The organism is Paenibacillus sp. Soil766 (assembly GCF_001428105.1).
Classification (GTDB): Bacteria; Bacillota; Bacilli; order Paenibacillales; family NBRC-103111; genus Paenibacillus_E.
This window is the reverse complement of record NZ_LMSJ01000002.1, coordinates 1-18,563: the sequence shown is the minus strand read 5'-3', so window position 1 is coordinate 18,563 and position 18,563 is coordinate 1. Positions and strand designations below refer to the sequence as shown.

The following is an 18,563-nucleotide window of genomic DNA, read 5'->3' as shown; positions in this document are numbered from 1 at the left end:
TACAATTAGCAGCTAGGCCTACTTTTTTACCTTCATAAGTGCAAAAGAGCCTACCCAATAGGCAGACTCCTTCCATTCATTTTACTTATTTCAATAAGTACATTTCAACAAACGACTTCGGAACATAGGTCATACTGTCAATTAGCATCGGACTATACATTAACATGCCATCCTTACCATCCGCGGTGATCTTTGTACTATCAATCTGAATACTGAATGTGTGTCCCATCATCATCATGCTCTTGTCATCCATTTTCTCTTTATCATCCATCATCTTGTCTTCCATCATGCCCTTATCACCCATCTTCGCAAAAACAATCGTACGTGTATCATCTTGCCAAGTCACTTTGAAGCCTAATGATTCCGCAACTTGGCGCAAGGGGACCAACTCCGTACCGTCTTTCATCATCGTTTGGATACCTGTATAATCATAAGACTTTGCCATCATTTCCTCGGCACTCGCGAATGTCGGCAGTGCCAGCGTACAGGCAACTGCCCCCACAATCAGAGCTTTTCTCCATGACATACGCACATTCATTTTCGAATTCATCGCATTCATTCCTTTCACTTCTATTGTATGTTCGCTTCACATTACCTAATTTACAGTGCCATGCTTACCAAGCTCTAACGATAATCTTACAAAACACTTACAGAAGCCTAACAAAAAAAAGCCCAGCATCTTGTTACATGCCAGACTTCTTCGAACACATACACTATGCAACATGGACTGGCAGCGTAAACCAGAACTGACTCCCGCTCCTGCCTGTCGCTTTATTTCGCTCAACGCCAATTGTACCTCCATGCAGTTCAACAATCGATTTAGCAATGGCCAAGCCAAGACCAGCACCTCCGCTTGATCTTGTTCGAGATGGATCTGAGCGATAGAACCGATCAAAGATACGCTCTTGGTCTTCTTCCCTAATACCTAGTCCTTGATCTGTAATAGACAGCTTTACGAACTGCTCTGTGACTTGCTCTGCCCGAATATCTATCGTTCCGCCAATAGGCGAATGCCGAATCGCATTGTCCATAATATTGGCAAACACTCGCTTCAGTTCCTGCGGCATGATGGCAACTGGCGGCAATCGCTCAGGCAGATCAACTTCAACCTGCAATTCTTTTTCCTCTAACTGAAAAGCCAAACTTTGTAACCCATCCACGAGAAAATGATCCACGTGGTATAGCTCAGGAGCGAACTCCGTGCCACCTGCATCTAGCTGTGATAACTTAAACAATTCTTGAATCAGCGCATCTAATCTTCCCGTTTCCAGCCGAATCGTTTGCAAATACCGCTCGAAAGTCGGCTTATCTGCAATCACATCATCCTGCAAGGCTTCAACAAAGGCTTGAATAGACGCCATCGGGGTACGCAAATCATGTGAAACATGGGCTACAAGCTCTTTGCGGGAGGCTTCTGCAGACCGAATTTTACCGAAACTATCGTTTAATTTGGCTGTCATCTGATTGAATTGTTCTGCTAGCCTATGGTATTCTAAGGGACCAATTAGCGGTACTTTACCTTTAAAATCCCCTTCCGCAATGTGTGTTGTTTCCTGTGTAATAGCTTTAATCGCTTTCTCCAAGGGTCTCGTCATGACAAAATGAATGAGCATGGAGACGCCAGCCGCGCCCACCGTTACGTTTGATAAAAGCACAACATCTTTCCAATTCAACAGCATGTACCTGTAGCATATAAATAAGCTAAGCAGGATCATTCCTGTGCTTACGCCACTTGCGATAAGCAGATATAATCGAAGCTTCATGATGGCTCCCTACCCTCGAATTTATAGCCGATTCCCCATACGGTCTTAATAAATCGTGGTTGTGACGGGTTCGCTTCTATTTTCTCCCTTAGTCTGCGAATGTGAACAGTGACCGTTGTGGTATCGCCATAATAATCTACATCCCACACTTTATTAAGGAGTTGATTTCGCGAGAAGACTTGCTCTGGATGTCTGGCGAATAAATGCAGCAACTCAAACTCCTTCACGGTCAATTCGATTTCCTTCTCATTCACACGCACACTGCGGTGTAGGACATTGAGCTCGAGACCTGGAAATCTCATAATATGCGAAGGGATCACTTCCGCAGTCTCTGGCAACACCACTTGATTGCGCTGTTGCCTGCGTAAGATTGCCTTCACGCGCAGCACTAGCTCACGAGGCGAAAACGGTTTCGTCATGTAATCATCTGCTCCCATTGTTAACCCCATCAAGCGATCCATTTCGTCCCCTCTCGCCGTTAGCATAATAATGGGTACATCCTGCTCATTGCGAATTTCTTCACATACCTGCCAACCAGTCGTACCAGGCATCATAAGATCTAACACGATTAGCTGCGGATTATGCTGCCTCCATAATCGAAGAGCCTCTTCGCCGCCTTCTGCTGTCATTACTTGATAGCCTTCGCGTTTCAAATAAACGGAGCATACATCGGTTATATTAGTCTCATCATCAACAACGAGAATGAGTGAATTCATCCTTTAATCTCCCCTAACGATCTTTACTAATTTTAAGTATACCTCATAATTGGGAGCTCAAAGCTTACAGATCTCTTACAAATAGGTTGAACATCATGCCTTTTAAGCAAAAGAAAAAGGTCAAATCGCGTCGCAACGGATTTCACCTTCATACGTTTATATTGTTGAAATTAGCCGCCAATACGAATCTTGCGGTATGTATCGATAAACGATAGGACATCGACCCGTTTCCCCCTCTTTTTAGCTACACGAGCCATTTTCACAAGGGTAGTCCAGAACTCATCTAGAACAGGCGATTCAAATCCATCTTCATTCGATTCTTGGTTTAACTTATGGTTGTTTTTGTAGGAAGTGCCTTCATCTGAAATGAGGTACTGAATTTGACTTTTTTTCCACTGCTCACCCGAGACATAGCTGACACCCATTTCACGCATTTTTTTGCGAACAGATGTGACAGGACGAGATAATTCTCTAGCAATGACAACTGGCGGACACTCTGAGGAAAGGCGAATTAGTTTGTCCAGCTCTTGGGTGGACCATGGTTTTTTAGTCATAACAATAAACCCCGTTTCGTGAATATGAATGTTTCATTTTGCTTGTTCTTGGTGAAGTACTATAGGTATAATCAGAGAATAGCAATGAAATGTTAAGTAAGTATGAGTTAACCATAATGAAAGTATGAAGACATAACTTTTTCGCTATTTTTTTCACAAACAGGTTATTGGAGGGTGAAAAACAATGAAAAAACACGTAAACGGTACCGAATTATTCGTTCAAGATCAAGGTCAAGGAGCTCCTATTATCCTCCTTCACGGCTTTCCTTTGGATCATCGGATGTGGCATTCACAAATTGCGACTTTGTCCGCAAACTACCGCGTTCTTGCACCTGATTTCCGTGGCATGGGGCAATCCGATGTGCCAGTTACACCAATGTCACTCGCTCACTATGCGCAGGATATTCTCGCTTTAATGGATGAACTAGGCATAGAAAAAGCCACCATCGGAGGATTCTCCATGGGTGGCTATGTCGCTTTTGCTCTATTGCGTCTTGCGCCTGAACGATTCTCTGCGTTGATTCTAGCCAATACACGCCCCGAGCCCGATGGCCAAGAAGGACGAAAAAATCGCATGAACATGGCTGTCTCGCTGTATGACAAGGGAGCCGCGGCAGCTCGAGATGCCATGCTCCCTAAGCTAGTCACTCCATCGACCTTACAAGAACAACCACAACTGATTGATAACCTCAAGCTCATCATGGACAGCATGCCAGCCGAAGGCCTTGTCCATGCCAGTATTGCGATGGCGTTCCGTGAGAACTCGGCGGACCTTCTGCCTACCATTTCTGTGCCAACCCTCGTCATCGCTGGCGAACAGGATGCAATCGCACCGCCAGATGTTATGAAGTCAATGGCTGATCATATTCCAGGCGCTCGTTTTCACGTCATTCCTTCTGCTTCCCACTTAACACCAATGGAGAAACCAGAATCCTTCAACGAATTAGTTCTTGCTTTTCTGAAGGAAGTTTCACTTAAATCAATGGACTATCACTCACCTTCCTGAATGAAAGCTAAGCTTTAACCAACTGATTCATGACCATCACGGCAGCTCCAACGGCTAATGCTTCATCACCAAGCTGTCCTCTGCTAAAAATAACCTGATAGGCGGGGTAATAATAAGTCTTGCGAATCGCAACCTGTGTTGCTGTTTGAAAGAACAACTCCCCGCCTGTTATCAATGGTCCCCCGATAATCACTTTCTCCGGGTGCAAAATATTTAATAAATTCGCCAGGCCGATCCCGAAATAGGTCGCAGCCTCCGTCACGATCTCCACGGCTAGGGGATCATTTTGTTGGAGCGCCTCCATAATATGCTGGTAAGTAACCAATTCTGGATCCTCAACCATATGTACTAACACAGTGGATTTCCCTTGCTTCAAGGCAGATTTTGCAGCCTTCTCTATCGCATACAGTGAAGCGTACGATTCCAATGCGCCATAATTGCCAGCTTGATTACGATGGGCAACACCATCCGTTTGAATAATCATTTGCCCCACAGAGCCTTCCATATCGACCGCCCCATAGATGACCTTGCCTTCTGATACCATCGAGGAACGCAAGCCTACCCCTGCATGAATATAAAGGAGATGCTTAAAGCTCTGCGTCCGTTGATGCCAGGATTCTGCCAGAATCGCCGTGTTCGCTCCATTATCAAGCAGCGCTGGGATTTGCAGTGCTTCACTTAACCATTTACAAATCTCTACATGCCTCCAGCCATTCGCAGGGAAATAGGAGGGCTCCAGAATAACCCCGGACAATCGGTCTACGGGTCCTACTGCGCCAATCCCAATACCCAACACCTGTGAAGCTTCGATGCCATGGTGAACTAGCATGTGCTGCGCTTCCTTGATTATGAGGGGAACTAATATTTCCGGAGTCATAACTTCTGTCATCGCCCAACTCTTCGTTTCCAGCTTGTTCATCCCTAAATCTACAAGTACCAGCTTGGACAGTGTTCTCGAGATTTCCAAACCAAATATATAAGCATAGGCCGGATTCTTCTCATATAAAATCGGCCTACGCCCGCCCGTAGATGCACCAAAGCCAGATTCCATTATGAGTCCCTGACTTGTTAACTCCTCTAGAAGTCGTGTTAACGTCGAGACCGTCATACCGCTTTGGTCTAATAAATCTATTTTCGATACCGTCGTTTGACGTGTAATCAGCTCGTAAACTTCCTTAGCCTTACGGTTCGAAATTCGTTCTGTAATAACGTCTACATTCAACAGAAGCAGCCTCCAATGATAATCTTTCTCATATGCTTCGCCATGAAGGAATCATTATCCTGCTTCTTATTGTATCCTTAGTCCTTGGAGCCAATCATTAAGGTGTAGCCCATATAAGGATGATACTTGCTGACCAGCTCATCGTACCGGGCTGTTATCTGCCATACGCGGGGATCCATGAAGGATTGCCGATCAGATAAATGAACAGGATCTGGATGCTGAACCTGATCTTCGAACATTGTCAATGGGAAGGGGTGGATGCCTGTCGAGGTAACGGTAGTGAATTTATTGCTCTCCAGCAGATCTTGCCACTCTTCCAGTTTATAAATCTTACTCACCCCATAGAAGCTGCAAAGCGCCCTATGAATGCCAGCTGTCATATCTTTTACTTTAATCACTTCTCGGTCATATAGCTTTCCTTCTGGTTTTAATACCCGATAGTACTCCGATACAGCTTTCTGAGCGTCTGCGAAGTTCGTGACAGACTCCACCATCACAACATCGAAAGTATTCGCCTCGAACGGCAGCTGACAGACATCCCCAATTAGGAAATTTACCTGGGCTCCCTGTTTCTCCGCACGAATCTTTGATTTATTAATCATTTCCGGACGTATATCGATGGCAGTAACCTCACATCCTTGCTCTGCCAAATAACAGGCCGTTCTACCTGTTCCGCAGCCTACCTCCAGCACCTTTTTCCCTTTGTCGATCGGATATTTTTTCAATTGCTCGATGGTCTCTCCAAATCCCCCGGGATGTGCATTTCCTATCCCCAGCTTCGCTAACATATCCAAGTAATCGATAGCCCTTACACCTCCGCAATGGCATTACGTTCTTTTTCTACCATATGGAAGGCTACTGTCACTTGTTCAACTTCTCGCCACCTTTTTCCAAAAACAGGCTCTTGCCTAAAAGTCGTTATTGTCCCTATAGATTTAGGCGAAACACCCAAGCAAATCGTGACATCTCTCCATAGGATAGTATTGTCTCTCATTCGCTACTGCGGAAGAGCATTCCTAGAGATGGGAGGTGACATAAATGGGTGTTGCTGTAGGTACTGGTGCAGGTTATGGTGGAACGTCGTCCGCTGCTGTTGTTCTTGTTCTCTTCGTTTTGCTTGTTATCGTAACAATGACTTTTGTTTGGTAATTAGTCATACATGGTAAGAACGAATATAAGGAGCCATAGCTCACTGAGCTTGGCTCCTTATCCATACAACAACTTATTTCTTGGAGGCTGCTAAGAATGCATCCAATTGCTTTTGCTTTTCAGCAATGATTTTATCAATGCCTGCTGCTTTCATCTTATCTTGATATTTCGGCAAGGATGCATCCATATCCACAGAACCTGTATCCATCGCTGCATCGAACTCTTTTCCTACGTTAACTGCTGCAGCCACTTGGGTTTTAACAGGCTCAGAGTCGAATGTGAAGCCTAGACCTGGTGATTTTTTGCCCGATTTATTGAACTCTTTAAATTTATCCCATTTCTGTGGATCTTCATTGTCGTACAAGTAGTTCAAGAATTGGTTCCCGAACTGCCATGCAGCACCTGGTGCATAATTTTTGCCTGCATCTGTTGCTTTGATAATGTTGTCAGACACTTTCGTGTAGTGTGTTCCTTCGATACCAAAGTTGATCAAATTGTTCAATTGTTTATCCGTGTGCAAGAGGTTAATCACCATCATCGTACGTGCAGGATCCTTGGAAGTTACCGAAATACCCAACATGGAACCCGCTGTGTCACCAGTGGAAATGGTACGTGGTGTCAGCTCGATTTGTCCAAGCTTGCCTACCAAGTTCGTTGCATTCGCAAGTTCACTATCTTTACCTGGTTTCAAAGAAGAGGTAATCATGAACACATTACCGGATTTCAAAGCATCTTGACCTGACAATTGCGTCGTAGCCGCATCTTTATTGATATATCCTTTTTGCATAAAATCACGTGTTAATTTCAAAATTTCTTTGTAACGCGGTTGATCCCATTTTGGAATAACTTTTGTATCTGTGCCATCTTTCATGATCACACCTGGAATTGTGCTGTCACCTAGATAGTCATACTGTGCCAAATAGTGCGCATTCAAGTTATCCCCGTCGCGAAGGAAGAAAGCTGTCATTTCCGGCTTTTTCTCTTTGACTGTTTTCAGTACATTAGCCAGATCTGCCATCGTCTTCACAGCCGTCATATCAATGCCTAGTTCTTTGGCGATATCGGAGCGATATACAACACCACCGGAAGCTGCGAGTTCTTTATTTGTTGGAACACCGTAGTTTTTGCCGTTAATTTTAGCACCTTGCAGGAACGCTGGATCCAAGGAATCTGTAATACCCTTTCCGTGTTGCCCAAGTAAATCATTCAGCGGCATCAACGCACCTTTACCCACATTGACAGCGTGACCATTCCATTGTGCTGTGAAAAGGATATCGAACTCTTCACGAGAAGCGATCATTAAGTTCGTTTTGTTATCCCATTGACCCCAGTCGATTGGCATTAATTTAATTGTTGCATTGATTTTTTCTTTCAAAACCTTGTTCATAGCGTCTTCTACTTTAGCTTGATCTGGTTGTGGTGTACCAGGGTAGACGAGTTTCACTTCATAAGGCTTCAAATCCGTTGTAGCTGCTTTCGTCGCAGCAGGCGTTGTACTTGTTGCTGGCGCTGCTGTAGCACTTGCTGCAGGCTCTGGTGTGCTCTTCGAACAGCCCGCCAAGGTGAGTGATAACGAAAACGTTAAGGTAAGAAGTGCAAAAGTGCTTTTTTTCAAAGCTTTCATTGATGGATTGCCTCCCTTTTTCTCAGTTCTTATATGCTAAACCAGTCTACACTGGTACAAGCCGTAGTTAACTATCCTTTTATTGCACCAACCGTTAGGCCTTTCTTAAAATACTTCTGGAAGAATGGATACGCGAATACGATCGGTCCTATTCCGAGTACAGCCATCGCCATACGGACTGTTTCCGTTGGTAGTTGCAGCATGCCCCCTGCTTGGGATAAACCTTGACTCGCCTGCACATTCGAGGTTAAGAACTGAATATCCAGCATCGTTTTGTACATCATGAACTGCAGATTGATGTTCTTACTTCCTGAGATGAACACCAGACTGAGGAACCAGTCATTCCAATAATTCAGCACCTGAAACAATCCAACCGAAGCTAATACAGGTAAGGAAAGCGGAATAATAATTTGACCGAAAATCCGAACCTCACCGGCTCCATCAATCTTCGCTGCTTCGATCAAAGGCATCGGAATCGAATTCGCGAAGAATGTCCGAAGCAATAGGACGAAGAAGGCGGAGACTAATAAGGGCAGCATAAGTGCTGCGATCGTATTTTTCAAATCCAGCAACTGGGTATATACAAGATACCATGGAACGAGTCCACCATTGAAAAGCATGGTAAAAAACATGAAGAAGGAGAAGAAACTTCTATGTGGAAAATCACTTCGCGATATCGGATACGCATAAAGTGACATCATCACTAAACTAATCGCTGTTCCTACCGTTGCTAGGAATACTGAGATCCCGAAGGAACGCAGGATTTGATGCCAATCCTTAAACATAAATTTATACGCTTCCAAGCTCCAAGCTTCAGGTATGAAATTGTAGCCATGTATGAGAACTCCCTTTTCATCTGAAAAGGATACGATAATAACCAAAACTAAAGGCATTATACAAGCTGCGGTATAAATCCAGAAGAACACGTTAACCAACAAATTCGCTGTAGGCGTTAATTCATTTGGTCCTCGTTTCCTGGCTATCCGTTGTTTACGTACTGAAATTGCTTCACTCATGACAGCCACTCCTTCTAAAATAGTGCATTCTCTTTGCTTACTTTTCTTACAAATAAGTTCGTAACTAGTACAAGTAGGAAGCCCACTACCGCTTGGTACAAGCCTGCTGCTGATGACATTCCGATATCCCCCATTGTGAGGAACGTTTGATACACATACGTATCAATAACTTGTGTGGTCGGAAATAAAGCGCCTGCATTTTTGGTTACTTGGAAGAATAGGCCGAAGTCCGCATAGAAAATCCTACCTACTTGAAGCAGTGTCATCGTGATCATAACCGGCATGATCAGCGGAATCGTGATGCGTTTAACCTGCTGCCATTTATTCGCTCCATCAATTAGTGCCGCTTCATAATACTCATGATCAATCCCTATAATTGCTGCCATATAAATGACCGTATAGTAACCAAGGTTTTTCCATGTGTTCACAATCGGTAGAATAACCGTCCAATATTTCGGCTCTGTATACCAGTCAATCGGCTCTATGCCTAATTTAGGCAGGAGCACTGTATTCACGAAGCCATGCTCGGCACCAATGAAAGCGTATACCAGATAAGCAACACACACCATAGAAAGAAAGAATGGCAGAAACATCGTGCTTTGATGAAACTTCGATAGAAACTTGCTGCGCATCTCATTAAACATAACAGCCATTGCAACTGCGATTACCAAATTCAATACGATGAAAACCAGATTATACGAGATCGTATTGCGAGTAATGACCCACGCCACCTCACTCGAGAACAAATACTTGAAATTATCGAAGCCTACCCATGGACTTCCCAGAATGCCTTTTGTGTAATTCACATTTTTAAAAGCAATCAGAACACCCGCCATTGGGATGTAGTTGTTAATGATGAGCAGTAGCGCTGCTGGTGCCATCATCACATAAAAGATCCAATATTTGCGAACCGTCCATAGAAAGCTTGTTTGTACCCTAGTTCGTTTGGTCGTACGTATAGGGGCTGCCTGCGCTGCCGTATTTGGCGTATCGTTCATCTTTTATTTTGCTCCCCTTTCCATTCAATCCACTTGCGTCCTCTCTCTTATAGGTTCATTGTAAATTGTTTGGAAATAAATCTCTATCTTCGTAGTGACCGAATAAGCACTTCTGTGACATTCAGCTAAACCTTAATTCCCTACCATCAATCTCTGAAAAGCACAAAAAAGCTCCCCATGCCTGGGCAGCTTCTTGCCATGCCATCTTAAGTTGTTCTGAACCCCTAATTCCATGCCTCAGAACCACATTAGCCCTGGAAGTTCTTACGATATTCCTGCGGGGAAAGTCCCGAATACTTCTTGAACATTTTCGCGAAAAAGGAAAAGTGAGAATAACCCGTTTGCTCTGCCACATAGCTGATCTTATCGTTGGTTTCAGCAAGCAGCTTCATCGCTTTCTCCATCCGAACCTTCAGACTATATTCCGAGATGGAAAGCCCCGTTTCTTTCTTAAATAGTCGTGATAAATAGGCCGGGTTGAGATACACAGACGCCGCCAATTCCTCTCTGCTAAGCTCTTCTTCCATATGCTCGTCAATGTATTGGCATACCTTCGCTGTAACTGCTGAGACGCCTTTCAGATGGCTATTCATATAGTCACAGCTTACTGTAGCGATGCGAACTGCCCAATTCCTGAGTTGATTTAAAGAACGCGTCGCACTGTTATAGTCCTGTAACTCTTGATGAGGGAGCATTTCATGAACAGCTAATCCTTTTTTGTGCAAAACATGATACACCACATGCAACAGCCCATAATAGAATGCCTCCACGGTTTCAGAGCCCACTTCTGACTTCTGTAGCCGATCAATATTTTCCTGAATGCGAGCAACTAGCTCTGCCTTCTTTCCAGACTCTAGCAACACGATCCAATCGGAAAAGGTAGGCACCTGCGGCTTATTCGTAAGAGGCAGATCCGTCTCATTATCCATCCATACACAATTGCTCTTCGTCACATTATTCCGCTCATTCTGAAACAGATCCGCCACCCTCGCAGTTAGCTTAATTAGAGGTGTTTCCTCGCCTACATAGCAAGACAAGCTGCACTGGAAATAACGGTGACAAGCACTAATATAAGCCTCACACTTCGCTTTGATGTCAGGCAGAGATAGTTCACTTCCTTCAGCTACATACAAGAGAACCAAAGATGAGCCATTCTCTTGAATTACGCAACCAGCCTGTTCCACAACAATGATTTCTGCAGCAGCTTTCCGAATCGCGTACTCCATAATCTCTTCATCTCTTGCATTCAGATCTTCTTTCCAGTGCTCCACACTAATCAAGATGGGCAAGATCCTACTCGTCATGTCCAAGGGGATTTCATACATCTGGAAATTGCGAGTCAACCGCTCCTCATTAGCAGGTATTTTCCCGCTCAACAGTTCCTGCCAAAACTTTTCCACCAATGTCGGCAGCTCATTGACCCAATGACTGTAATACATCTTATATGTTTCATGAAAATCAGTCTGCTCCTGATCTTCTTTAATCTTCTCAATGGCGAGCTTCACAATGTCTTGCAACCGATCATGATCCACTGGCTTCAAGACATAATCAAAGCTCCCTAAACGAACTGCCTGCTGCGCATATTCGAAATTTGCATGACCCGTTAAGAAAATCGTCTCCGTTTGTGGTGAATGCGTACGCACCCACTCCTGTAGTTGCAAGCCATTGCTACCCGGCATTTCAATGTCCGAAATCATAATGTCGATTCGATTCTGAGATAGTACCTGCTTCGCTTCGCTCACATCCAGTGCTTCATAAATTTGACCAATCGGAAACGCCTCCCAATCGATCCCCACTGTGATACCTTTCACCGCGATCTTCTCGTCGTCCACAACTAATAAGTTAAACATCCTTCTCCGTCCCTTCCACAATGGGAGTGTGAAGCGGCAGCCTAATTTGAACCAAGGCCCCTCTCTCCGGCTTATTCAAGAATCTAAGCGCAACTTTGTTTCCATAATTCATTTGCAAACGATGCCGTACATTCCAAATCCCAAGGTGCTCATCGCCCGATTGATCCAAATACTGAGCCGAATTTAATTGCTGCAGCATTTCTGCTTGAAAACCATCCCCATTGTCACTAATCGACAAGAGAAAGAACTCCTCAGGCGCTTCGGGATCTTGCTCTGCTTTCACTTGAATGACATACGTACCGTACTTCTTCGTAAAGCCATGGATCACTGCATTTTCTACAAATGGCTGTACAATAAGCGGAGGAATAGCGTATTGGCTGTATGTCTCTGGTAATTGGATATCAAACGTCAAATTGTCTGGATATCTCATGACTTGAATCTCCAAATAATTGCGAATATGATCAATCTCATCTTTCAGCGTCATCGTTGTCCGATTCGTACGCATAATAAAACGGAAATAATCGGCCAGATGCAGAGACATCTTCTGAACGGATTTCGTATCTTTTAGCGCCGCGAGGTTATAAATGATATTTAAACTGTTCATATAAAAGTGAGGATTAATTTGCACCTGCAAATGCTTAAATTCCGCCTGCTGTACGCGGATCTTCTCCTCATAGACCGAAATCTTCAGATTCTCAATCTGATCCACCATGTTATTAAAAGTAGCTATCAGAAACGCAAATTCCGTCGAGCTACCTTCGTGCAACCTAATTGATAATTCCCCTTGGGCAATTTTCCGCATACCACGTATTAATTGCATCAATGGCTTGAATAAGATGCGCTGCACATACAACAAATAAATCCCAAGCACGAACGCTCCACCCAATGGTAAAAAATAAATCAACAACTGTAAATACGGCAAATTCTGTAGCATATTTTTCTCGGCAATAATAAGTTCAAACTCCAAATCAGCATGTGAGGAGCCTTCCCGCACAATTAAAAACTGCTGATCAAGCTCCTTATCTTTGACAATTTGAAAGCCAGAAGTCTTCTGCGCGATTTGATCACTAAAGTTCTTATATCTTAGTAATGGAAAATAGGTGTTTGTTAACGTAGTTCCATCTGGAGATACCACAATGGTGCCCCCACCTTCTCCTGTGTCCCACTTGCTGAGCGGTTCAACCATGCTGCTCATTTTAATGAGAATACCTCCTGATAGCCCTGCACCCAAATCCTTGTTAATCTTTATCAAATAGTGATCACCGTTCGCAACCTTCATAATGAGCCAGTTCCCATTTGAGCTATCATTAGGACGGCTTTTCGAATTCTCTACGATGAATTGTTTCACGGTCTGAACACGATCATAGTAATACGTATTTTCCCTTGTTGACACAAGCAGATCCCCCGTCGTATTCGAAAATACGAAAAACGTATTGACCAGATTGTATATATCGAGCTGCCGAGTTAACTTATTGAACAAGCGCTGCTTCGCTAGTACATAATCATCTGACTCCAAGGGGTACAAGTTCATATTAATCACATCTGGATCACTATAGAGATGAAACAAATAATTATCGAACTCTTTGAGCGTATTATCCGTATCTTCCACGTACTGCTGCAGGAGTTTATTGTAGTTTTGAGAAATTTGATCCCGTACCACATTCATGGAATACACATTATTAAAAATCAGGAACAAGACCAAGGGAGCAACCACCAGCACGAACCCTATAAAAATCTTAAACCTTACCGAATTCACAATATTCAAAGGGTCCCCGCCTCATAAGTCATATTTGGGAATGAACTTTCATTGTAAGCATTCCCTTCCTATTTTACTATCTGTAAAACACATATACATAGCATTTTAGATACAAAGTTGGTTGGTTCGAAGTAATCTATCACTCATCCGCTCCCAAAGTTAACAGAAAAAAAGCCCATGAAATCAAAAGATTTCATAGGCTTTCTTTGTTTGTTATACCGGCAAGAGGACTCGAACCTCCACCCTTTCGGACTCGATTTTGAGTCGAGCGCGTCTGCCATTCCGCCATGCCGGCATAAACTTGTAAAACAATGGTGCCGAAGACCAGACTTGAACTGGTACGGTAGTCACCTACCGCAGGATTTTAAGTCCTGTGCGTCTGCCGATTCCGCCACTCCGGCTTATAAATGTTGTGGAGGCGCCACCCAGATTCGAACTGGGGGTAAAGCTTTTGCAGAGCTCTGCCTTACCACTTGGCTATGGCGCCTTAGTAATAATGGAGCGGAAGACGGGGATCGAACCCGCGACCCTCGCCTTGGCAAGGCGATGCTCTACCGCTGAGCCACTTCCGCATATAAAACTGGGGATCAAGGATTTGAACCTTGGCATGACGGAGTCAAAGTCCGTTGCCTTACCGCTTGGCTAATCCCCATTATGTTGCTTTGGTAATAATGGGCGGACGACGGGACTTGAACCCGCGAATGCCGGATCCACAAACCGGTGCGTTAACCCCTTCGCCACGACCGCCACAATATTAAGTTTGATGCATTTTGGCAGGGGCAGCAGGAATTGAACCCACACCAAAGGTTTTGGAGACCTTTGTTCTACCCTTAAACTATGCCCCTACAAAAGGTGAAAAATGGAGGCTGATGGATTCGAACCACCGAACTCGAAGAGAGCAGATTTACAGTCTGCCGTGTTTAGCCACTTCACTAAGCCTCCACAAAGCAATGGTGCCGTCGAGAGGACTTGAACCCCCAACCTACTGATTACAAGTCAGTTGCTCACGGCTTATTCAATTTAAAAATGGTGGCTTTGGACGGAATCGAACCGCCGACACGAGGATTTTCAGTCCTCTGCTCTACCGACTGAGCTACAAAGCCTTACTAGTTGAATGTGATAATGGCGGAGCTGACGGGATTCGAACCCGCGGTCTCCTGCGTGACAGGCAGGCATGTTAGGCCACTACACCACAGCTCCACATTCATTATTTGGTTGCGGGGGCAGGATTTGAACCTGCGGCCTTCGGGTTATGAGCCCGACGAGCTACCGGGCTGCTCCACCCCGCGTCATTAAGTATAAGTCACCATTCCTATTAAATCAAGTCTTTCATAAGGAAAAGTGATGGAGGCTGACGGGATCGAACCGCCGACCCTCTGCTTGTAAGGCAGATGCTCTCCCAGCTGAGCTAAGCCTCCATGGGATAAAAAATGGTGACCCGTAGGGGACTCGAACCCCTGTTACCTCCGTGAAAGGGAGGTGTCTTAACCACTTGACCAACGGGCCTTACTAAAAAGATTTGTGGCGGAGAGAGAGGGATTCGAACCCTCGAGACGCTTGTGACGCCTACACGATTTCCAATCGTGCTCCTTCGGCCAGCTCGGACACCTCTCCATATGGCTCCCCGAACAGGACTCGAACCTGTGACAACTCGATTAACAGTCGAGTGCTCTACCAACTGAGCTATCAGGGAATAGAAACATTGTATCTTTCAAGGTTTATTCCTTGAAAACTAGATACGAAACTTRCGTAAAGTGAACWTKTAGGTTTATTGGTTAAGCCCTCGACCGATTAGTATTCGTCAGCTGCATACGTTGCCGCACTTCCACCTCGAACCTATCAACCTCGTCGTCTACAAGGGNTAGGTTTATTGGTTAAGCCCTCGACCGATTAGTATTCGTCAGCTGCATACGTTGCCGCACTTCCACCTCGAACCTATCAACCTCGTCGTCTACAAGGGGTCTTACATACTGGGAAATCTCATCTTGAGGGGGGCTTCGCGCTTAGATGCTTTCAGCGCTTATCCCCTCCGTACATAGCTACCCAGCGATGCCTCTGGCGAGACAACTGGTACACCAGCGGTACGTCCATCCCGGTCCTCTCGTACTAAGGACAGCTCCTCTCAAATTTCCTACGCCCGCGACAGATAGGGACCGAACTGTCTCACGACGTTCTGAACCCAGCTCGCGTACCGCTTTAATGGGCGAACAGCCCAACCCTTGGGACCTACTTCAGCCCCAGGATGCGATGAGCCGACATCGAGGTGCCAAACCTCCCCGTCGATGTGGACTCTTGGGGGAGATAAGCCTGTTATCCCCAGGGTAGCTTTTATCCGTTGAGCGATGGCCCTTCCATTCGGTACCACCGGATCACTAAGTCCGACTTTCGTCCCTGCTCGACTTGTAGGTCTCGCAGTCAAGCTCCCTTATGCCTTTGCACTCTGCGAATGATTTCCAACCATTCTGAGGGAACCTTTAAACGCCTCCGTTACATTTTAGGAGGCGACCGCCCCAGTCAAACTGCCCACCTGACACTGTCCCCATACCGGATCACGGTACCAGGTTAGAACTCCGATACGATCAGGGTGGTATCCCAACGGCGCCTCCACCYAAGCTTGCGCTCAGGCTTCAAAGGCTCCCACCTATCCTGTACAGATCGTACCAAAGTCCAATATCAAGCTGCAGTAAAGCTCCATGGGGTCTTTCCGTCTTGTCGCGGGTAACCTGCATCTTCACAGGTATTAAAATTTCACCGGATCTCTCGTTGAGACAGCGCCCAAGTCGTTACGCCATTCGTGCGGGTCAGAATTTACCTGACAAGGAATTTCGCTACCTTAGGACCGTTATAGTTACGGCCGCCGTTTACTGGGGCTTCAATTCATAGCTTCGGGTTGCCCCTAACCACTCCTCTTAACCTTCCAGCACCGGGCAGGCGTCAGCCCGTATACTTCGCCTTGCGGCTTCGCACAGACCTGTGTTTTTGCTAAACAGTCGCTTGGGCCTTTTCACTGCGGCCCCCTCGGGCTATTCACCCTACCGAGGCACCCCTTCTCCCGAAGTTACGGGGTCATTTTGCCGAGTTCCTTAACGAGAGTTCTTCCGCGCGCCTTAGAATTCTCTTCTCACCCACCTGTGTCGGTTTGCGGTACGGGCACCTTCGCCTGGCTAGAAGCTTTTCTTGGCAGTGTGAACTCATGACCTTCGGTACTTAAATTTCCCTCCCCATCACAGCCCAGCCTTACGATGTGCGGATTTGCCTACACAYCAGCCTCACTGCTTGGACGAGCATCCATCAGCTCGCGTCACTATCCTTCTGCGTCACTCCATTGCTCATAACGGCTACGGTGGTACAGGAATTTCCACCTGTTGTCCATCGACTACGCCTTTCGGCCTCGCCTTAGGTCCCGACTTACCCTGAGCGGACGAGCCTTCCTCAGGAACCCTTAGGTTTTCGGCGGATCAGATTCTCACTGATCTTTTCGTTACTTATACCGGCATTCTCACTTGTATGCGCTCCACCTGTCCTTACGGTCAGAATTCAAYGTACATACAACGCTCCCCTACCCATGCACCACCTTCACTCCAGCTTCGAAGTCGCGTGTTTAGCTGGGGCATTTGGTCAGAATCTTGAACAACCACAGAGGTTGATTCTGACTAATGTCCCGTGGCTAACCACGAGTTCAAAGACGCAGTGAAGGTGATGCAAGCCATAGCTTCGGTGGCGTGTTTAGCCCCGTTACATTTTCGGCGCAGAGTCACTCGACCAGTGAGCTATTACGCACTCTTTCAATGGTGGCTGCTTCTAAGCCAACATCCTGGTTGTCTGTGCAACTCCACATCCTTTCCCACTTAACACACACTTGGGGACCTTAGCTGATGGTCTGGGCTGTTTCCCTTTTGACAATGGATCTTAGCACTCACTGTCTGACTCCCGGATTTAAGTTTGTGGCATTCAGAGTTTGACTGGACTTGGTAACCCTTGGCGGGCCCCGCACCCAATCAGTGCTTTACCTCCACAACTCAACATCCGAGGCTAGCCCTAAAGCTATTTCGGGGAGAACCAGCTATCTCCGAGTTCGATTGGAATTTCTCCGCTACCCCCACCTCATCCCCGAATTTTTCAACATTCGTGGGTTCGGGCCTCCAGTGAGTGTTACCTCACCTTCACCCTGGACAGGGGTAGATCACACGGTTTCGGGTCTACGTCCACGTACTMAAGCGCCCTATTCAGACTCGCTTTCGCTGCGGCTCCGTCTTTTCAACTTAACCTCGCACGGGAACGTAACTCGCCGGTTCATTCTACAAAAGGCACGCCATCACCCATATAGAGGGCTCTGACTTTTTGTAAGCACACGGTTTCAGGTTCTTTTTCACTCCGCTTCCGCGGTGCTTTTCACCTTTCCCTCACGGTACTGCTTCACTATCGGTCACTAGGGAGTATTTAGCCTTGGCAGATGGTCCTGCCGGATTCCGACGGGGTTTCACGTGACCCGCCGTACTCAGGATACCTCTAGGRGATTCGTTYRGTTTGGGCTACAGGGCTTTTACCTTCTATGCCGGACCTTTCCAGATCACTTCGCCTACCAAACTAACCCCATGTCGAGGTCCTACAACCCCAAGGAGCAAGCTCCTTGGTTTGGGCTATTCCGCTTTCGCTCGCCGCTACTGACGGAATCACTTTTGTTTTCTTTTCCTCCAGGTACTTAGATGTTTCAGTTCCCTGGGTCTGCCTCTACTAWAGCTATGTATTCACTWTAGAGTAACTGCGCATTACCACAGCTGGGTTCCCCCATTCGGACATCCCCGGATCAAAGCCTGCTTACGGCTCCCCGAGGCATTTCGTCGTTCGCCACGTCCTTCTTCGGCTCCTAGTGCCTAGGCATCCTCCGTGTGCTCTTTCTAGCTTAACC

At 45.9% G+C, this 18,563-nt stretch carries 13 protein-coding genes, 15 tRNA genes and 1 rRNA gene; 2 read left to right on the top strand and 27 right to left on the bottom strand.

Features of this window, described 5'->3' with window-relative positions:
* Positions 1-85 precede the first annotated feature (85 nt).
* The 4 genes from ASG89_RS01970 to ASG89_RS01955 all read right to left on the bottom strand — a co-directional run bounded on the left by ASG89_RS01970 (position 86) and on the right by ASG89_RS01955 (position 3,033).
* Positions 86-526 carry a copper amine oxidase N-terminal domain-containing protein gene (locus ASG89_RS01970; protein ID WP_235549562.1) on the bottom strand — a complete coding sequence of 147 codons (441 nt, stop codon included), beginning with the start codon at positions 524-526 and terminating at the stop codon, positions 86-88.
* A 187-nt stretch (positions 527-713) separates the two neighbouring features.
* The gene (locus tag ASG89_RS01965; RefSeq protein WP_057308622.1) at positions 714-1,763 is read right to left on the bottom strand and encodes an ATP-binding protein; all 1,050 of its coding nucleotides are present in this window, start codon (positions 1,761-1,763) and stop codon (positions 714-716) included.
* Positions 1,760-2,479, bottom strand: coding sequence for a response regulator transcription factor (locus ASG89_RS01960; RefSeq protein ID WP_057308621.1), 720 nt, complete (start codon positions 2,477-2,479; stop codon positions 1,760-1,762). The genes ASG89_RS01965 and ASG89_RS01960 overlap by 4 nt, the downstream gene beginning before the upstream one ends.
* A gap of 170 nt (positions 2,480-2,649) precedes the next feature.
* Complete coding sequence (locus tag ASG89_RS01955; RefSeq protein WP_057308620.1) at positions 2,650-3,033, bottom strand: hypothetical protein; 384 nt, start codon at positions 3,031-3,033, stop codon at positions 2,650-2,652.
* 184 nt (positions 3,034-3,217) lie between these two features.
* Between ASG89_RS01955 and ASG89_RS01950 the strand changes: the two genes are divergently transcribed.
* Complete coding sequence (locus ASG89_RS01950; protein ID WP_057308619.1) at positions 3,218-4,039, top strand: alpha/beta fold hydrolase; 822 nt, start codon at positions 3,218-3,220, stop codon at positions 4,037-4,039.
* A gap of 7 nt (positions 4,040-4,046) precedes the next feature.
* Here ASG89_RS01950 and ASG89_RS01945 read toward each other — a convergent pair whose 3' ends face one another.
* Entirely contained in the window at positions 4,047-5,261 is a 1,215-nt protein-coding gene (locus ASG89_RS01945; RefSeq protein WP_414813235.1) for an ROK family protein, read from the bottom strand.
* A gap of 77 nt (positions 5,262-5,338) precedes the next feature.
* Positions 5,339-6,049 (bottom strand): class I SAM-dependent methyltransferase, encoded by a 711-nt coding sequence (locus ASG89_RS01940; RefSeq protein ID WP_057308617.1) that lies wholly within the window; start codon positions 6,047-6,049, stop codon positions 5,339-5,341.
* 250 nt (positions 6,050-6,299) lie between these two features.
* Here ASG89_RS01940 and ASG89_RS36075 point away from each other — a divergent pair, with 250 nt between their 5' ends.
* Positions 6,300-6,410 (top strand): sporulation protein YjcZ, encoded by a 111-nt coding sequence (locus tag ASG89_RS36075; protein WP_157276489.1) that lies wholly within the window; start codon positions 6,300-6,302, stop codon positions 6,408-6,410.
* Between the two features lie 73 nt (positions 6,411-6,483).
* Here the strand turns inward: ASG89_RS36075 and ASG89_RS01935 are convergent, their stop codons facing one another.
* The 21 genes from ASG89_RS01935 to ASG89_RS01835 form a co-directional block, all read right to left on the bottom strand.
* Positions 6,484-8,034 carry an ABC transporter substrate-binding protein gene (locus ASG89_RS01935; protein ID WP_057308616.1) on the bottom strand — a complete coding sequence of 517 codons (1,551 nt, stop codon included), beginning with the start codon at positions 8,032-8,034 and terminating at the stop codon, positions 6,484-6,486.
* A gap of 71 nt (positions 8,035-8,105) precedes the next feature.
* Positions 8,106-9,050 (bottom strand): carbohydrate ABC transporter permease, encoded by a 945-nt coding sequence (locus ASG89_RS01930; RefSeq protein ID WP_057308615.1) that lies wholly within the window; start codon positions 9,048-9,050, stop codon positions 8,106-8,108.
* A 14-nt stretch (positions 9,051-9,064) separates the two neighbouring features.
* Positions 9,065-10,048 (bottom strand): ABC transporter permease, encoded by a 984-nt coding sequence (locus ASG89_RS01925; RefSeq protein ID WP_057308614.1) that lies wholly within the window; start codon positions 10,046-10,048, stop codon positions 9,065-9,067.
* A 248-nt stretch (positions 10,049-10,296) separates the two neighbouring features.
* Complete coding sequence (locus ASG89_RS01920) at positions 10,297-11,898, bottom strand: response regulator (RefSeq protein WP_057308613.1); 1,602 nt, start codon at positions 11,896-11,898, stop codon at positions 10,297-10,299.
* Positions 11,891-13,654 (bottom strand): sensor histidine kinase, encoded by a 1,764-nt coding sequence (locus tag ASG89_RS01915; protein ID WP_235549571.1) that lies wholly within the window; start codon positions 13,652-13,654, stop codon positions 11,891-11,893. The genes ASG89_RS01920 and ASG89_RS01915 overlap by 8 nt, the downstream gene beginning before the upstream one ends.
* Before the next feature lie 216 nt (positions 13,655-13,870).
* A tRNA-Leu gene (locus ASG89_RS01910) sits at positions 13,871-13,949 on the bottom strand.
* Between the two features lie 17 nt (positions 13,950-13,966).
* Positions 13,967-14,055: transfer RNA gene (locus ASG89_RS01905), tRNA-Leu, on the bottom strand.
* A gap of 12 nt (positions 14,056-14,067) precedes the next feature.
* Positions 14,068-14,141, bottom strand: a tRNA-Cys gene (locus tag ASG89_RS01900).
* Positions 14,142-14,151: 10 nt separating this feature from the next.
* A tRNA-Gly gene (locus ASG89_RS01895) sits at positions 14,152-14,226 on the bottom strand.
* Positions 14,227-14,234: 8 nt separating this feature from the next.
* Positions 14,235-14,306, bottom strand: a tRNA-Gln gene (locus ASG89_RS01890).
* Between the two features lie 22 nt (positions 14,307-14,328).
* A tRNA-His gene (locus ASG89_RS01885) sits at positions 14,329-14,401 on the bottom strand.
* A 24-nt stretch (positions 14,402-14,425) separates the two neighbouring features.
* Positions 14,426-14,499 (bottom strand) — tRNA-Trp (locus ASG89_RS01880).
* A gap of 15 nt (positions 14,500-14,514) precedes the next feature.
* Positions 14,515-14,596 (bottom strand) — tRNA-Tyr (locus ASG89_RS01875).
* Between the two features lie 85 nt (positions 14,597-14,681).
* A tRNA-Phe gene (locus ASG89_RS01870) sits at positions 14,682-14,757 on the bottom strand.
* Between the two features lie 20 nt (positions 14,758-14,777).
* A tRNA-Asp gene (locus tag ASG89_RS01865) sits at positions 14,778-14,854 on the bottom strand.
* A gap of 12 nt (positions 14,855-14,866) precedes the next feature.
* Positions 14,867-14,943, bottom strand: a tRNA-Met gene (locus ASG89_RS01860).
* Positions 14,944-14,999: 56 nt separating this feature from the next.
* Positions 15,000-15,072 (bottom strand) — tRNA-Val (locus ASG89_RS01855).
* A 13-nt stretch (positions 15,073-15,085) separates the two neighbouring features.
* Positions 15,086-15,160 (bottom strand) — tRNA-Glu (locus ASG89_RS01850).
* Positions 15,161-15,176: 16 nt separating this feature from the next.
* Positions 15,177-15,268: transfer RNA gene (locus ASG89_RS01845), tRNA-Ser, on the bottom strand.
* 3 nt (positions 15,269-15,271) lie between these two features.
* Positions 15,272-15,347 (bottom strand) — tRNA-Asn (locus ASG89_RS01840).
* A gap of 177 nt (positions 15,348-15,524) precedes the next feature.
* A 23S ribosomal RNA gene (locus tag ASG89_RS01835) occupies positions 15,525-18,563 on the bottom strand.

Coding starts and splice junctions, on each gene's coding strand:
- ASG89_RS01935 (WP_057308616.1), bottom strand. CDS start 8,034: ATGAAAGCTTTGAAAAAAAGCACTTTTGCACTTCTTACCTTAACGTTT.
- ASG89_RS01930 (WP_057308615.1), bottom strand. CDS start 9,050: ATGAGTGAAGCAATTTCAGTACGTAAACAACGGATAGCCAGGAAACGA.
- ASG89_RS01940 (WP_057308617.1), bottom strand. CDS start 6,049: ATGTTAGCGAAGCTGGGGATAGGAAATGCACATCCCGGGGGATTTGGA.
- ASG89_RS01970 (WP_235549562.1), bottom strand. CDS start 526: ATGTCATGGAGAAAAGCTCTGATTGTGGGGGCAGTTGCCTGTACGCTG.
- ASG89_RS01920 (WP_057308613.1), bottom strand. CDS start 11,898: ATGTTTAACTTATTAGTTGTGGACGACGAGAAGATCGCGGTGAAAGGT.
- ASG89_RS01955 (WP_057308620.1), bottom strand. CDS start 3,033: ATGACTAAAAAACCATGGTCCACCCAAGAGCTGGACAAACTAATTCGC.
- ASG89_RS01925 (WP_057308614.1), bottom strand. CDS start 10,048: ATGAACGATACGCCAAATACGGCAGCGCAGGCAGCCCCTATACGTACG.
- ASG89_RS36075 (WP_157276489.1), top strand. CDS start 6,300: ATGGGTGTTGCTGTAGGTACTGGTGCAGGTTATGGTGGAACGTCGTCC.
- ASG89_RS01965 (WP_057308622.1), bottom strand. CDS start 1,763: ATGAAGCTTCGATTATATCTGCTTATCGCAAGTGGCGTAAGCACAGGA.
- ASG89_RS01950 (WP_057308619.1), top strand. CDS start 3,218: ATGAAAAAACACGTAAACGGTACCGAATTATTCGTTCAAGATCAAGGT.
- ASG89_RS01960 (WP_057308621.1), bottom strand. CDS start 2,479: ATGAATTCACTCATTCTCGTTGTTGATGATGAGACTAATATAACCGAT.